The organism is Turneriella parva DSM 21527, from assembly GCF_000266885.1.
Lineage (GTDB): Bacteria > Spirochaetota > Leptospiria > Turneriellales > Turneriellaceae > Turneriella > Turneriella parva.
In genome coordinates this window covers 3,316,171-3,331,315 of the sequence record NC_018020.1, presented here as the reverse complement: position 1 = coordinate 3,331,315, position 15,145 = coordinate 3,316,171, and the positions used below count along the sequence as shown (strand labels likewise).

The window sequence follows — 15,145 nt, the reverse complement described above, 5'->3', positions numbered from 1 at the left end:
AGCAAAATTCATGCCAAGTTAAGATTTGGCTCCGCTGCCTGCGCCTCGCAGGCGGCTGAGTCAACTGATTCGATGTACATCCACCTCGACTTTAAGCGTGTGCTTGCCGCCGCCGAAGATGATGCCCTTGAGCGGCGAGACGTCGCCGAAGTCGCGGCCGCGCGCGGTGACGATGAATTCTTCGCCAATCGCCTTGCCGTTCGTCGGGTCGAAATCAAACCACCCCTGACCGGGAACGTAAATCGCAAACCACGCATGGCTCGCATCGCTGCCGCGCAGTTTGGGTTTATCTTTCGGCGGGAAAGTTTCGATGTAGCCGCTGGTATACTGCGCCGCAAGCCCGATCGACCTCAGCGCCGCGATGCAGAGGTGGGCGAAATCCTGGCAGACACCGGTGCGCTTCTGGTAAACTTCAGTGAGCGGGGTGAGAATGTTCGTCGATTTCTGCTGGTATTTGAATTCGGCGTAGATGCGGCGCGTGAGATCGAGCGCGGCGGTCAGCACCGGTTTTTCAGGCGTGAACGTTTCGCGCGCAAAACCGGCAAACGTTTCTGACAGTGGCACAAAGGGCGAAGGCAACAAAAATTCCTGAGCGCGAATATCTGCTTCGCCCTGCGGTGACTTCAGCGCCTCGACGGCTGCCTCCCATGGCGGCGAATAGAGTTCTTCAACTGGGGTGAGTGCTGACGTGACGACATGTGTTTTGCCAATGACCTCAAGCGCATTGTGCGCGTCTTCGACCGAAAAATAATAATACTTATTGCCAAAGTAGTCCTGGTGCTGGTTCAGAATCGTCGGGTACGGGCTGACAAAGACCGAGGAGTTCTTGCAGGTCTGCCGGTTGTCGCTCTGCGGCGTCAGGTACGCAATGTTCTGGCAGTGCCCGACCTTCTCGCTGTAATTATAGCGGGTGGTGTGCGTGACTTCGTACTCAGCCATTCATCTCTCCGATACGTACCTGCTCTTCAACGTATGTGAAGTAGGTTTCGGTAATGCTGCGGTGCAGTTCTTCGAGACCAGACGACAGGGTGTCTAACCATGGGGCGAGCTTTTCATTGGCGTTCTCTGTCGAAAAGATCTCGCGAATATCGGTCACGCGGTATGCAGTGTAGAGTTTGAGCGCCGCCTTTTCGGTTGCAGGCCTTGAACCTTCACTGCGCGCCGGCAGCATCGGCACCGCATCGCGTATGCGGGCGAGCTGGTAGCCGAGGGAACGTGGGTTCGTCTCGTCATAGAGCAGAATATCCAGCACCGAATCGGTTTCAATGCGGTGGCGATAGCGGCGCGTGTAGGTAATACGAATGTCGTTGATGTTCAAGAGGTTTTCGACCATGAATTTGTCGTATAAATTGCCAAGCGCAAGGTAGGCTTTCAGTATTCGCAGCGAGAACGTAGCGCGCTCGATGCGTCGACCAAGCTCGAGAAAGTGCCAGCCGACTTCACGGCTCATGTTTTCTTGTGAAAGGCCCGAGATCGATGACAGATAGATCACAACATCAAACAGGTGCGCATGCTGCACCGACAGCACCATCGAGGCATAAGGTGGCGATTCGAGCTGTGAAATAATACGGCGCATATCATCTGAGAGGCTCTCGCGCAGGTTTCGCGAAGCCCGAATCATCGCAAGAACATTGTAGCGCACGCTACCATGTACAGAGCTGTCATAGATCAGTCGGTTCAGCTCTTGTTCAGGCTTGCGCAAGAGGTCTGCGGCATCGTCGCCCAAAAAGCCCGGATATTCAGCCGTAACGTGGGTGACCATTTTCAAGAGTTTGGCAATATCTTCAGTGCCCGCACTGTCTTCGATCTGCGTGATGCGCGCGATGACATTCTTCAGCAGGCGTGACAGGTTTTCAGCCCGTTCGGCGTAGCGCGCCATCCAGAAAATATTGTCTGCTATGCGGCTCGGTACGCCGCCCGAAGATTTGCGCGAAATACGCGTTTCGGCGATGTTCTGCCTCAACAGCGACACGTCTTTCTGCGGCTCTGAGGCCAGAATCCATATGTCTTTGCTGCCTGCGCCGCTTTGGTTGGTAACGATGAGCTCGTCGGTGCGGGTTGATACCCGCGCCAGGCCACCCGGCATCACCTGGTAACCCGACTCGGTTGCGACCTGAAATGTGCGTATGACACATTTGCCTGCGACCATGCGGTTGTTCTGGTCGAGCACGGGTATCGATGAGCCCGGCACAATCTCCTGCGCGATGTAGTTTTCGCCGTGCGAGGCGATGCGACTTACCAGATCTGCGAGCTCTGAGCGGCTAAGCTGCGCCGGATAAATATGGCGCGTGTTACCCGTGCGGGCACTGGGTTTGACGACAAAGCGGTTCGGCTCACGCAAAACTTCTGCGCGGTGCTGCGCGTCGCCGAGATAATACGTCTCGGTATTCGGCAAGATCAATTCTTCGCCGAAATAAAATTTGCACAGCGCAGGAAAATAAGCCATCAGCGAGCGGTTTTCGAGCACGGCAGAACCCAGCGGATTCACCACCGACACGTTACCAGAACGCACTGCTTCAATTAGCCCTGGCACGCCCAATAGAGAATCGCCTTTGAGCTCCAACGGGTCTAAAAATAGATCATCGGTACGGCGAAAGATGACGTCAACCTGCTGATGCCCTTCGACTGTTTTGATAAAAACGCGGTTATTGCGCACGGTGAGGTCGGTCGCCTGTGCGAGCGTATAGCCGAGGTATCCGGCGAGATAGACGTGCTCAAAATACGTTTCGTTTTCGGGGCCCGGCGTCAGCAGCACGACCACCGGCTCCTGGTTCGGGCTGTTGCGCACCAGCGTCGCGAGGGTTTTGCGCAGCGATCTGAAGAAAATCGCGACGCGGTGCACCTCGCTGTCACGATACAAACTCGGAAAAACGCGCGAAAGCACAATGCGGTTTTTGAGCGAATACCCGGTACCTGAGGGGGCCTGCGCGCGATCGCCAATAACAACAAAAGTACCGTCTGCCCTGCGCGCCAAATCGCTCGAGAAGAATTGCAGCTCCCGGTCGCGCGCCTGATAGAGGTTGTGGCACTGCCGCAGAAACCCCTGAGCACCATAAACAACTTCGGGCGGCACTATGCGGTCGAAAAGCAGCCGGCGCGGCCCATAAAGATCTTTGAAGAGCGCGTTCAGAAGTTCACCGCGCTGCAAGAGGCCGCGCTCGAGGCTGCTGAACTCGCTGCTTTCCATCAGAAACGGCATGAGGTCGAGCGACCAGAGGCGTTCGGTCTCTTCAGGACTGCCGTAGACATTGTAGGTGACGCCGTTTTCGCGCAGCAGCCGGGTCAGCTCTTTGCGGCGCAGCGCCATTTCGGCTTCGCCAATCTCTTCGTATGAATTCAGAATGAAGCGGTATTTTTCGCGCGGAAAACCCTTCGCATCGAGCAGCTCGTCGTACGAACCTTCGATCGGTGTATAACCTGCGAGCGGGCTGGTTGGTCGGTTTTCGACAGACATCACGGTATCGGTTTGCATAGCCGGCTCAGGCCCACCGCAGGTCAAGCGTATGCGGATATTCGTCTTGCGCCAGCCGGCGCGGCGGGTGCGTCGGATAATCGGCCTGCTCTGAAAAACGCGAAAGCCGCCTGCTCTCTGCTTCGTATGAATTCACCGGATACGTATCGTATGACCTGCCGCCGGGGTGCGCCACGTGGTAGCCAAAACCCGCAATGTATTTCTTTGCCGCACGGTCATAGACCGAGAAGTTGAGCGGCGCATGCACGGGTATCGTTGGGTGCAGCGTAAACGGCGGCGCCCAGGCCTTGAACACGACGCCTGCGACATGGCAGTGCAGATGTGCGACATGGACCAATGGCACCTGAAAACCATTACAGACGACTTCGAACCGCGTGCTATCGAACCCTTGGGCCTTCAGCTGAACGCGCTCAACGGCGCTGTCGACAGAACGCGACACGCCGCCATTGACCATTTCTTCACCGAGCACATGCCAGGGTTCAAGCGCCATGCGCAGTTCAAACTGCATGCCTTCATAGGCATAACGCCCATAAAGAGGAAATCGGAATTCATAGAACGGCTCAAAGAAATAATCGCGAAACGCAAAACCCGCGCGGTCAAGTTCACTAATGACGCGCCGCATATCTTCTTCGATGTAGAGCGGCATCAGCCATTTGTCCCGCAGGCTGCCACCCCAGCGAATAAGTTCGTGCCGGTATGGCTCTTTCCAGAATTTCAAAAGTAGCGCAGCTACGAGAAACTGCTGCGCGACACTCATGCGGTAGTGCGGCGGCATCTCGAACGCCCTGAGCTCCACCAAACCCAGGCGCCCCGTTGCCGAGCCGGGAGCATAAAGCTTATCGATTGATATTTCAGTACGGTGCGTGTTGCCCGTGATGTCAACGAGCACGTTGCGCATTGTGCGGTCGATCTGCCAGGGGGGATGTTTCTCGTGCCGCCGCAGCTCTTTCAGTGCGATTTCGGCTTCGTAAAGGTTTGAATCGCGCGCTTCATCGATACGCGGGGCCTGCGACGTCGGCCCGATAAACATGCCGCTGAACAAATAAGACAACGAAGGATGGTTCTGCCAGTACGCCACGAGCGACGCCAACAGGTCGGCGCGCCGCAAGAATGGGCTGTCTGCGGGGTTCAGCGCGCCGACAGTGATGTGGTTACCGCCGCCGGTAGCAGATGGCCTGCCATCGAGCATGTACCTGTCTGTGGTGAGCCCCAGCTTTTCGGCTTCGTCGTAGATGACCTGCGTCTTCGCTGCGGCCTCTTTCATCGAGCTCGACGGGAAAAGATTCACTTCGATAACACCGGGGTCGGGGGTGATGCGAAAGAAACCGAGACGGCCATCTTTCGGCGGCTCATAGCCTTCAAGATGCAGAACGAGCGACAATTTTGCCGCAACACTTTCTGCGAGCTGGACCAAAGTGATAAACTCATCGAGAGTATTCACCGGCGGCAAGAATACCCAGAGTTTAGCGCTGCGAATTTCAGCGCAGAGAATCGTGCGAATCGGCTCTTCGCGAACCTCACCTTTCGCCGCGACCTTCGTCTTTGTGCGCGCAAGCGGGTCTTGAACCGCATCGATTTCATGGGTTTCAGTGATCGAAGCGAGCGGCAATCTGAGCCCCATCGGCGAATCGCCCGGTATCAAAGACAAAAATCCCCGGCGAAATTCTATTTTCGCGCTCTGCCACAGCCCTTTCGTCGCATTGTACTTCAGCGGCAGGCAGAAGCCGACAGCTTTTCCCAACCCCCGGTCGAGCACCGCGAGCAACCGTCGCCGTTCAATCTCGTCGAATGAATTGCCGGTAATTAACGTGTCAAACTCAGGCGGCAGTTTCGATTCAGCCGTGATATAGTGCGCAGGGTCTTCGTACGCAGCCTGCACACAGGCGGTCGGCAACCCGAGAGATTCGGCGAATGCCTCGGTAAACTGCTTCGCTTGCGAAACCTCTGCCGATTTCGGCTCTGCGCCGCCGATGCCGAGCAGCTTAAGATTGTTCCAGAGAGCTGTACCGTCTTTGAGCCAGAAACAATCGAGAGACCAGCGGGGCAGCGGCTCACCCGGATACCATTTCCCCTGCGAGCGCAAGATGATGCCACCCTGGCAATAGATGCTGTAGAGGCGTTCGAGCAAGGCTTCACTGAGCCGGTATTTGTCTTCGCCGAGCGCGTCAAAGTTCCACTGGCGGCTCTCGCGGTCAGTTGCCGACACAAACGTCGGCTCGCCCCCCATCGAAAGCCGCATGTCAGATTTCGCCAGAACCTTATCGATCTTTTCGCCGACAGACAGAATTTCATGCCAAACGGCTTCGGTGTAAGGTTTGCTGACCCGCGCCGTTTCGGTGAGACGCTCGACATGCATCTCGAAATGCAGCTTCGAATTGCACGGGTCGCTGAAACCGTGTATGGCCGCGGCGCTTTCAGGTTCGGGAGTCGCCGCAAGCGGAATATGGCCCTCTGCTGCGAGAAGGCCCGAAGTCGCATCGAGGCCGACCCAGCCTGCCCCGGGAACAAACGCTTCGGCCCATGCATGCAGATCGGTAAAATCATTCTGCGGGCCTGCCTCGCCGCCCGCCGCCACGGTGTCGGCTTTAAGCTGAATCAGGTATCCTGATACAAATCTGGCGGCGATGCCAAAGAGGCGGAGCAGCTGCACGAGCAAAAATGCGCTGTCGCGGCATGAGCCCGATGTTTTGGTCAAGGTCTCGCGCACCGACTGCACGCCGGGTTCCATGCGAATCACATAGCCGACCTTCTGCTTCACATGGTTGTTGATGCCCACAAGAAAATCAACCATCGTGAGCCCGTCGCCGCGAAACCCCTTGGCAAATTCTGCGAGCTCAGGGGCATTGTCTGATATAACGAGGTAAGGCTGCAGCTCGTGCGCGAGCTTCGGTTCATATCTAAAGGGATAATTTTTCGCGTACTCTTCGGTAAAAAAGTCAAAAGGGTTATAGACCTTGATATGCGCGACGAGTTTCACGCGCACGCTCAGCTTCTTCGTCTTCTCGGGAAAGACCAGCCTGGCCTGCCAGTTGGCAAATGGGTCTTGTTGCCAGTTAAGAAACTGCTTTTCGGGCGAAACGCTGAGTGCATAAGACTCAATATGTGTGCGCGTGTGCGGCGCCGGTCGCAGCCTTATCACATGCGGCGAAAGTGCAACGGCCCTGTCATAAGAATATTCCGTCAGATGAGTGAGACTGACGCGTATCAAGGTTTAATCCTCATGCAAAGTTGATGCCAGAATTGCGGAGCACAGCCATGTATTTCGAAATCCCCCCGAGGGGCAAGCCTTAACGTGCCCGGCCCAGGTAGAGGCGCAGTCGGCGCACGAGTTTCTGTTCTTCGGCGCTGAGCTGCCGGCCTTCGATTTCTTTGAGTTTTGCGCGTGCTTCGGGCAATAGGCCCGCGGCAGCGTCGGCAATGACCGCCTCGATCGCCTCAGAATTGGCAGAGCGCTGCGGGCGTCTCTGTGCAAGAACGCCGACATAAGCCCGGCGGATTTCGCGCTCTGCTTCGGCTGGCCTCTTGTCGCTTATGCAGCCGTGGCCTGCGAGACTGCCCGTGGGTGAAAAAAGGTACCAACTCGATTCGGCGCATACGGGTGTGGGCAGCTGCGGCTTCTCGCGGTAGAATGGCTCTGGTTTTTGTGCTTTGAGCTCAATCGGCGAGAACCTGCGCATGAGAAAGGCGCGCGTTTCGGCAGCGATGCGGCCCGTCGCCGTCACGACGACGAGTTGCGCATCGCCCGTTTCAGCCGACAGCGCAACCGTCGCGATCAAGAGACCAAAAACTCTTGGGCTAAATCTCATTCACTGATCGTGATCACGTCAGAACCCGACCAGGCATATGTCTCCGGGTAATACATGAGGCCACCCTGTGCAGGCATCGCCTGGTATTTTCCTGGAAAAACCGCTCGGTAAAAAGCTCTTGGTGCAAAACGTTCGTTGCTCAGATAGGTCTTGGCAAGCCCCACCCGGTCATCGAGGCGCTCGACTGCAGCGGGTGCATCGGCGTAGTTGTCGTAGCGCAAATTGCCCAGCAACGACAGTTCAGCGTTATTCAGAGGCTCAAAACCTGCAGGTATCATATCTTCGACGAGCAGGTATTCGCTGCCCTTGGCGGCTGTCAACGCCACTTCAGTCATGACCAGATCGCCGGCTTTGAATGCATAACGCGCCTCACCTCGGGTGTAATTGTTACCGCTGCGAGCGACCGGAAAATAGCGCCGCGACAGCCTGAAGCTGCCTTCGCGCGGCACGATCAGCGGCTTGTTCAGGTAATGCTTCCATTCGGCGCGCGCGATAAAAAAGCCCTTGCCGCTGCGCGAAATATCCACCTTTGCCTCGCGGCTGCGTGTTTTAAAGACCATGGGTTCAAGGCCTGCCTGCTTTTTGGCATTATAGACGACGTCGCGCCTTTCACCGTCAACTGAGGCGGTCACTTCGACAGCATTGGGTTTCTCACCGGTCTTGATTGCATAGGCCGCAAACGCCCGCGTAACGAGCGCGCTGACTTTGGTGCTGCGCCAGCGCCGCTGCTTTTTCTGCGTCATGAGATGCGTAATCATGCCGCGCGTCATTTGCGGCCATTCACCCGATGTTTCTGACACGACTGCATTCAATACCTGCGCCGTAATTTCATCGCGGTCGCTGTACCAATAATAAGCCTTTTGCTTCGTGTTTTCAAACCACGTACCCTGCGCCGAGGTTTTTGCCTGCGCGGTGAGTTGCTTCAATGCGTTCTGCTGCACGTCTTTGAACTTGCGTAATGCCGCCGTTTCGGCGATCAGCGCCAACTGCGTGGGCTCAGCAGAGTTGCTGTTCAAGAGTTCATTCCATTCGGCCCTTATCTTTGCGTCGGCCGGCGAAGCACCCTGCAGCTTTAAGAGAACTGCCTGCGTAAATACCACGCGGTGTCTGGCGTAGCTGTCTTTAAGATCGCCCAGCGTAACCGTGGCCAGTTGCTCGCCGAGATACTTCAGCCCTTTCTTAATGACTGCCTTGTCGACAGCAACGTTCGATTTCTCCGCTTCGCTGAGACCCCAAAGAGTGTAAGCCGTCATGTACGCATCGGTCGGGTCGTCAGCCCACCAGCCCCAGCCGCCATCATTGTGTTGGTAGCCGTAAAGCTTCTTGAGCCCGGCTTCGGTGATGTCTTTGATCTGCGCGGTCTTGACGGGCAGTGCGAGACCGAGCTTCTGCGCCGCCTGCCCCGCCCAGATCGCAGGCAAAAAGGTCGATAGCGTCTGCTCGACGCAGCCATAGGGATACTGAATCAGGTACGGCAATGTTTCGACAATCGACGGTATCACGCCTGCGGTGAAACTGATCTGCATTTCAGCCAGTTCGCTGCGCGCATCGGCGTCTAGCTTAAGTTTTGTCGTCCACTCGCCTTGGCTGTCGGCAAATACCTTCTGCTCTGCCACAAAGTTTTCGACGCCGTAAGGCAGAACCGGCAGCGCCAATTCGAGACCGTCGTTGTCTTTTTCGGCGCGGGCGATAAACTGCAGCTTCGCCTTGCCGTCAGCCGGATAAAACGGGGCTGTTACCGTGAAGTCGACATAACGCTCTTCGCCGGCGGGTATCGAAAGTTCTTTCGCGAATGGCTGGGTGAGTTTCAGCGATGTCAGGTTCGCCTCAAAGCGGGCAACCTGCGGTTCTTTGAGCTGGTTAGAGACCAAAAGGCGCAGCTTCGCCTCGTCACGCTCGCGCAAAAAGCGTGGCTGTGCAAGGCGCAGCGCGAAATCTTTCGCGACCACGAGTTTACCACGTTCGCTACCCGAAAGGCCTGCGGTCGTGTGCGCATGCGTCGTGATACGCCATTCGGTCAGGTTGTCGGGTAAAGGCACGCGCACGCGCGCAATGCCGTCGGCGCCGGTTTTGCCGGTGGCTGTGAAGAACGCCGTATCTTTAAAATTCTTGCGGATCTTCACCTGCGGCGATTCGCCTTTGCGGAGCGCAGCCGCTTCGGCCATTTGTTCACGGTAGAGCGCGTAGAGGCTCTTTTCAGCGCCGTAGCCATAAAAACTGAACGCAATCGAGTTGTTCGTGACAACCGAAGACGAGATGCGTGGGTTCAAAACGAGCGGCAACGAAGTTAGCGAATCTTCGCGCAGGCTGTATATGGCTTCGTCGACAACAGCAAGCGAAAACTCGGCCGCCACCGGGTTTTTCTTGCTGTCGAACGCCCGCACGATAATGTTCGCCTCTTCACCGGGACGGTAACGATCGCGGTCGGCGACGGCTTCAACCTGCAGAATACGGTGCTTCGGCGGCAGTACAATCTGCGCCGAACCTGCATAAAATTGCGGCGAGCGGTCGAAGCCGATCGCTGTGACATGTAAGTCGAAGTTGGGGCTCAGTTCAGAAAGCAGCTCTTGTTTGTGTATGAACTCCGCACTGTCGGGACGCACCAGGCTGTACTTACGCACCCGGTCGTTTTCAACGGTCACGAGAACGGGCAGCCGTTTCTGCGTTGGTAATCTCACGGCAAATTCTGCCGTCTCATAAAGTTCATATTTCTTTTTGCCGGGGCTGACGGTCACGGGTCGCTGGCTGTCTTCACCGAAGCCGGCATAGTCAGAGCCTGCATACACATAGGTTTCGGTAAGTTCAAAGGTCGAGCGCCCTTCGGCGACCGCAGACACGCGAATCAGGTAAGTGCCGCCCACTTTTGCCGCCGCGAATTCGGCATTGGCTTCGCCTGCTGCGGAGATGTCGATGGTTTTCGTCTGCACAACTGAGTCATCGTATTTTTGGGTCTTGCTGTTGTACTGACGATAAATCAGCTCTGCCTTGACCTGGGCTGCGACGGGTTTATTATCGGTGACACGCGCTGCATTCACCCGGAAACCGATGGCGCTCGACGCGGCATAATACCAGCGGTCTTGCGAGAGCCGCAGCGAGACGGGCGCACGATAGACCTTGAACCGCACGACTGCAGCCGTTTCTTCGCGGTTCTGCGCTTTTACAGCTGCGCGCACACGGTATGTATAATCGCCATCGGCCTTACCGTCAGTGGCGACTTCAACCCTGAGTTTGCCCGCAACGTCGAGATCGGCTGTGAAGTCTTTGACGAATTCCCACGACGCATAGTCATAGCCGTCGCCATAATACTCTTCGTAACCAAGGCCATACCACCACGGATAGCTGATGCGCGATCTTTCAATCACGATTTCTGTTTTCGATTTCGACAGCGGTTCGCCTGAATAGTAAGACGCCGAGAGCACAACCTGTCCATTCTCGCCGCTCAGCACAACGGGTCTTTCGACCGTAAACGTGGCGCGCGTTTCGGGCTTCTTGTACTGCTCGATATAAAAGCTCCCGTAGTGCGTCTCATTTTCGAGGGTCATCTGCAGCGAATAACGTCCGGGTTTTAATGATGAGGATTTATAGGCAAACGAAAGGCTGCCCGCCGGCGACAATTCTGCCTCGCCGCTGTGCAGAATCTCATTGTCTGAACTCTTGATCTGGTATTTGACCTTACCATGCGCCGCAGCTGCCTGGTTGCGCACAAAGACCGCACGCACCTGAACGGTATCGCCTATGCGGTAAACCGGCCGATCAGTATAAATGGCCGATTCAAAAAGCGACTTACCCGCTTCTATCGCATAGAGGTCTGAAAACGCATAGTGGCCACCCTGCTGCAGCACGTAGAGGGTTGACTCAGCGCCGGCGAGGTAATCCGTTTTATCAGAGAATGCGAGGCCATTCTTCAGATTGAAGGTCGCCTTGCGCTGGTACTCGTTTTTGACACGCGTATAGGCGGTGACAGTTGCGTCGCTCAACACCTCGCCCGTTTTAAGATTCACCGCATAGATCAACACGTTGTGCGGTGATGTTTTGGTGACCATCGCCACGTCTGATACCACAAGGGGGGCATGCGCAATGTGGCGCCCCTGCGATGCTTCGAGCAAATAGTAACCGGGCTTCATTTCAGAAAACGTGTGGTGAACCGCCCGCCAGTGTCTCGCGCGCACGGGAATCGCGGTTTCATCGACGATCGGTAATTTCAAAGGGGCAAACAGATTGATTTCGGGAAACCTGTCACGAAACGGAAACGCATAGGGTTTCAGTCCCAGGTCGGTGCGCAGCCTCTCGCGATAGTCACCGCGCATATAGCGGCGCGCGAACTGGTGCATCGCATACTCCATATTTTCGATAACACTCGACCAAAGAAAATAGCCCGGTTGCATCAGGCGTTCGTTTTTCTCGGTGACCGTATGCGCATTCGCCTGGCCGCTGAGGTAGGCGTGCACGTCGTCGATGCGGTAGAGACGCAGATAGAGTGTACCTTCGCCCGAAGCGTACAAAGTCGCAACGGGCTTTTCACCCGTCGTGAATGCTCGGTTCAGGTAGATTTCGAGGGCAGATAGGCGATGACCAAACACAACCAGCAGCAGAATTGCCGCACGCAATAAACGCATGATGGTGGGTTTTTGACGCCCGCGCGCCGTCAATGATAAAGCTTGTAGAGTGCGAATTTGATTTTCAACCTGTCATCGCTACCGTTTAGAGTAAGGGTGTCTTGTCCGATCTGCCAAGGCCCGGTGGCGCCACTCAGCGACCGCCGGTTCGCCGTTTGCCCTGCCGAAGGGGTCGTGATTAACCTCGCGTACGAATTTCGCCGCTACGAACACGACTACTTTGAAAAAGAATACAAGAACCAGTACGGGAAGAGTTACACTGCCGATCGCCAGTCGATTCTCGAACGCAACCACAAGAGATTTCAGCACATCGCGCACCTCGTCTCTCACCGCTCGCACCCGCAGGTGCTCGAAATTGGCTCTGCCGCCGGTTATTTTCTGAAAATCATGCAAGACCATGGCTTTTCGGTACACGGTTGGGAAATCTCAGCCGCGATGGCAAAATACGCCAATGCACGAGGGCTCAAAACCACCCAACAGGATTTTCTCAAGGGTGCCCGCCAGCACCAGGCACGCAAGCGTAAGCCTTTCGACATCGTCGCGATGTTCTATGTACTCGAACACCTGCCCGAACAGGCCGAAGTCTGGCAGCACCTCTCGGCGCTGGTCAAAGCCGGCGGTTATCTGTTGCTCGCGCTGCCTTCGGCAGCCGGCCCGATGTTCAGGTTTCACCGCAGCGAGTGGTACGCCTCTCACCCGACGGACCACAAGATCGACTATTCGCCCGATTCGCTCAGCACTACAGCGAAACGTTTCGGCTTTGTGAGCGTCGCCACGTTTTCTGAAGGTATACATCCGCATCGTTTTCCGCTCGGCCGTTTTGCCCCTATGGCGCGTCTTTACCGAAAAGTTCTTGAAGCCGCGCCGCTCGCCGATACCATCTATGCAGTTCTGAGGCGCGAGGGCTGATGCAGGCATATGACATTCTCCATAAAGTGCACGGGCTTCTCGGCGAAGGCGAGGCCCGCACGCTCTTAGGGTGGGAGCTCTACTGGTATGCACCCGCAACTCAGCAAAAACCAGACCTGGCCGACGACCTGAAACGCGAGACTCTCAACCTGAAGCTACAGGTATCGCCCGAAGATTTGTCCCGGCTGCAGTTAAGTTTTCCCGAAGCAGTCATGACCGAAGGCGATCTGCAGCTATCGCTGCCACCCCATGGCAGGCAGCCCGCACAGATTCGTTTCACGACGAAGCCGCTGCAGCAGTTGCCGACAGCAGGTGTGCGCGTTGCCGGTTCTGAAATTGATCTTTCGGGCACCTTGTCGGCGAGTGATGTGCTCAGCATAGCACGCATAGCGGCGCGCTACCCCCAGCTGATTCTATACACCGAAGGTGCAGACCCCGTAACGCTCAAGAGTGCCGACGATCTGCCGGCTTCGCAGCGCCGCCACGCATTTCGAGGCATTATTCTCGGGCGCAGGCCCACTGCAGGTTTTCGACTGCTCGACAGCCTCGGGCTGCTCGATATTTTTTTGCCCGAGGTGACTGCGGGGCGCGGGCTTTCGCAGAACCGCTTTCACGCCCACGACATCTTCGAGCACCTGCTGCGCGCCGCCGATGGTGCGCTTGACCTCAATGAGCCGGTGCGCTGGTCTGCGCTGCTGCACGACATCGGTAAAGTGCCTACCCGCGTCGAACAAGCCGATGGTGAATCGACTTTTCACAATCATGAGATGTATTCGGCGCGAATGGTCGTGCCGATCATGAAGCGCCTCGCCGTGCCGATATCGGTTGGGCAGAAGGTGAAGTTTCTTGTGCGCAACCATATGTTTCATTATACCGACGAATGGTCTGACAAGGCGGTGCGTCGGTTTGTCAAAAAAGTACCGCTCGGTGAACTGCAAGACCTGATTTCGCTGCGCCTCGCCGACCGCAAAGGTTCTGGCAAAAAGACTGCTTTTCCCAAAGCGCTGCAAAAGCTGATGGGCCATATCGACGAACTGATCGCCAAAGAGCAGGAGTTCAAAATTAAAGACCTGGCGATCGACGGGCACACGCTGATTGAACTCGGCATGCCGCAGACCCGTGCGATGGGTGACATGCTGAAGTACCTGTTTGAAGAAGTGAAGGCCGGCCGCGCCGAAAACAACCGCGAAACCCTGCTCGCTCTCGTCGAAAGCCGCCGGGCAGCAGAGGCATCGACATGAAAGCGCCAAAGCGAAAAAAAGCCCGGCTGGCAGAGCCCCTGAAAGGCCCGGCGGCCGGTAAGACGATAATTATCGCGGCCGGCGGTACCGGCGGCCATATCACGCCCGGCATCAGCATCGCGCAAGACTGGCTGCGCCAGGGCGGTAGTGTCATTTTGGCAACGCTATCGAAGAATCTTGAATACCCCGACATAATTGCGCTCGCCCGCAACGAATCGGTCTCGATCGTCGCATACGATGCGCCACGCCTGCCCAAGAATCCTTTGAAGATTTTGGCGTTCGCAAAGCAGTTCAAATCGGCATACCAGCTGATTCGCCGTGTCGGCAATGAACTCAATGCAGTGGCAGTCGTCGGCATGGGAGGCTACAGTTCGTTTCCGCCGGTGCTTTATGCTGCCATTAACCGCAAGAAACTCTATCTTTGCGAACAAAATGCTGCCTGGGGCCTTGTCACGCGCTATATGCGCCGCTTTGCGAGCAGAATTTTTCTCGCTTTTGGCACTGACGAGAAACTTTCAGCGAAGTACGTGGTGACGGGTAATCCATTGCGGGCAATGTTCGGCAAGCCTCCGAAAATCACGGGGCGCGCAAGAGGCAAAAAGGCGCATATCTTCTTCATCGGCGGCAGTCAGGGCGCGACAGATATCAATTCTCTCTACTCGGCCTTCAGTTCCGATGCGGCGGCCAAGAACTACGTCTGTACCGTTGCGGCAGGCGCAAAAGGGGCCGATGCTCTCAAAGCCAGCGCGCGCAAAGCCGACGCAATTTTACCCTTTGTTCACGACATGCCGGCTGCACTGGCAGCCGCTGATTTTGTCGTGGCGCGCTGCGGCAGTGGCACGCTGTTTGAACTCGTCTGGGCGGCGAAGCCTGCGTTTCTGATACCCTACCCATACGCGGCAGACGACCACCAGAAAGCGAACGCCGTCGCAATTCGGGCTCATCTTGCGGCCACGATATTTGACGTGCGCCCGTTCGCGGTGAACGAGGCGCTGGCGGCGCTCAAGAGTTTTCTGCAGAACCCGCCAAAGGCCCAAACCGATCGACAACATACTGCTGCTGAGCAGAAAATTACCCGATATATATTAAAGGATCTCTAAA

At 56.3% G+C, this 15,145-nt stretch carries 8 protein-coding genes; 3 read left to right on the top strand and 5 right to left on the bottom strand.

Annotated features, from left to right (window positions below; all coding sequences use genetic code 11):
* Positions 1 to 60: 60 nt before the first annotated feature.
* The 5 genes from TURPA_RS15840 to TURPA_RS15820 form a co-directional block, all read right to left on the bottom strand.
* A complete protein-coding gene (locus TURPA_RS15840) occupies positions 61 to 939 on the bottom strand; it encodes a transglutaminase family protein (RefSeq protein ID WP_014804317.1) in 879 nt (292 codons plus the stop codon).
* Entirely contained in the window at positions 932 to 3,472 is a 2,541-nt protein-coding gene (locus tag TURPA_RS15835) for a circularly permuted type 2 ATP-grasp protein (protein WP_014804316.1), read from the bottom strand. Before TURPA_RS15835 ends, TURPA_RS15840 begins: the two co-directional genes overlap by 8 nt.
* Before the next feature lie 7 nt (positions 3,473 to 3,479).
* Positions 3,480 to 6,680 (bottom strand): transglutaminase family protein, encoded by a 3,201-nt coding sequence (locus tag TURPA_RS15830; protein ID WP_014804315.1) that lies wholly within the window; start codon positions 6,678 to 6,680, stop codon positions 3,480 to 3,482.
* Between the two features lie 79 nt (positions 6,681 to 6,759).
* Positions 6,760 to 7,278, bottom strand: a complete 519-nt coding sequence (locus TURPA_RS15825; RefSeq protein ID WP_014804314.1) for a hypothetical protein — start codon at positions 7,276 to 7,278, stop codon at positions 6,760 to 6,762.
* Positions 7,275 to 11,894, bottom strand: a complete 4,620-nt coding sequence (locus TURPA_RS15820) for an alpha-2-macroglobulin family protein (protein ID WP_014804313.1) — start codon at positions 11,892 to 11,894, stop codon at positions 7,275 to 7,277. Before TURPA_RS15820 ends, TURPA_RS15825 begins: the two co-directional genes overlap by 4 nt.
* 123 nt (positions 11,895 to 12,017) lie before the next feature.
* On the opposite strand from TURPA_RS15820, the gene TURPA_RS15815 reads away from it, so the two are divergent.
* Genes TURPA_RS15815 through TURPA_RS15805 form a run of 3 tightly spaced genes read left to right on the top strand, consistent with a single transcriptional unit; the run spans position 12,018 to position 15,144 of the window.
* A complete protein-coding gene (locus tag TURPA_RS15815) occupies positions 12,018 to 12,803 on the top strand; it encodes a class I SAM-dependent methyltransferase (RefSeq protein WP_053332215.1) in 786 nt (261 codons plus the stop codon).
* Positions 12,803 to 14,044, top strand: coding sequence for an HD domain-containing protein (locus TURPA_RS22155; protein WP_014804311.1), 1,242 nt, complete (start codon positions 12,803 to 12,805; stop codon positions 14,042 to 14,044). Before TURPA_RS15815 ends, TURPA_RS22155 begins: the two co-directional genes overlap by 1 nt.
* On the top strand, positions 14,041 to 15,144 hold the full coding sequence (locus TURPA_RS15805; RefSeq protein WP_014804310.1) for a UDP-N-acetylglucosamine--N-acetylmuramyl-(pentapeptide) pyrophosphoryl-undecaprenol N-acetylglucosamine transferase: 1,104 nt from the start codon (positions 14,041 to 14,043) through the stop codon (positions 15,142 to 15,144). The genes TURPA_RS22155 and TURPA_RS15805 overlap by 4 nt, the downstream gene beginning before the upstream one ends.
* Position 15,145 lies beyond the last annotated feature (1 nt).

Coding starts and splice junctions, on each gene's coding strand:
- TURPA_RS15825 (WP_014804314.1), bottom strand. CDS start 7,278: ATGAGATTTAGCCCAAGAGTTTTTGGTCTCTTGATCGCGACGGTTGCG.
- TURPA_RS15840 (WP_014804317.1), bottom strand. CDS start 939: ATGGCTGAGTACGAAGTCACGCACACCACCCGCTATAATTACAGCGAG.
- TURPA_RS22155 (WP_014804311.1), top strand. CDS start 12,803: ATGCAGGCATATGACATTCTCCATAAAGTGCACGGGCTTCTCGGCGAA.
- TURPA_RS15835 (WP_014804316.1), bottom strand. CDS start 3,472: ATGCAAACCGATACCGTGATGTCTGTCGAAAACCGACCAACCAGCCCG.
- TURPA_RS15805 (WP_014804310.1), top strand. CDS start 14,041: ATGAAAGCGCCAAAGCGAAAAAAAGCCCGGCTGGCAGAGCCCCTGAAA.
- TURPA_RS15820 (WP_014804313.1), bottom strand. CDS start 11,894: ATGCGTTTATTGCGTGCGGCAATTCTGCTGCTGGTTGTGTTTGGTCAT.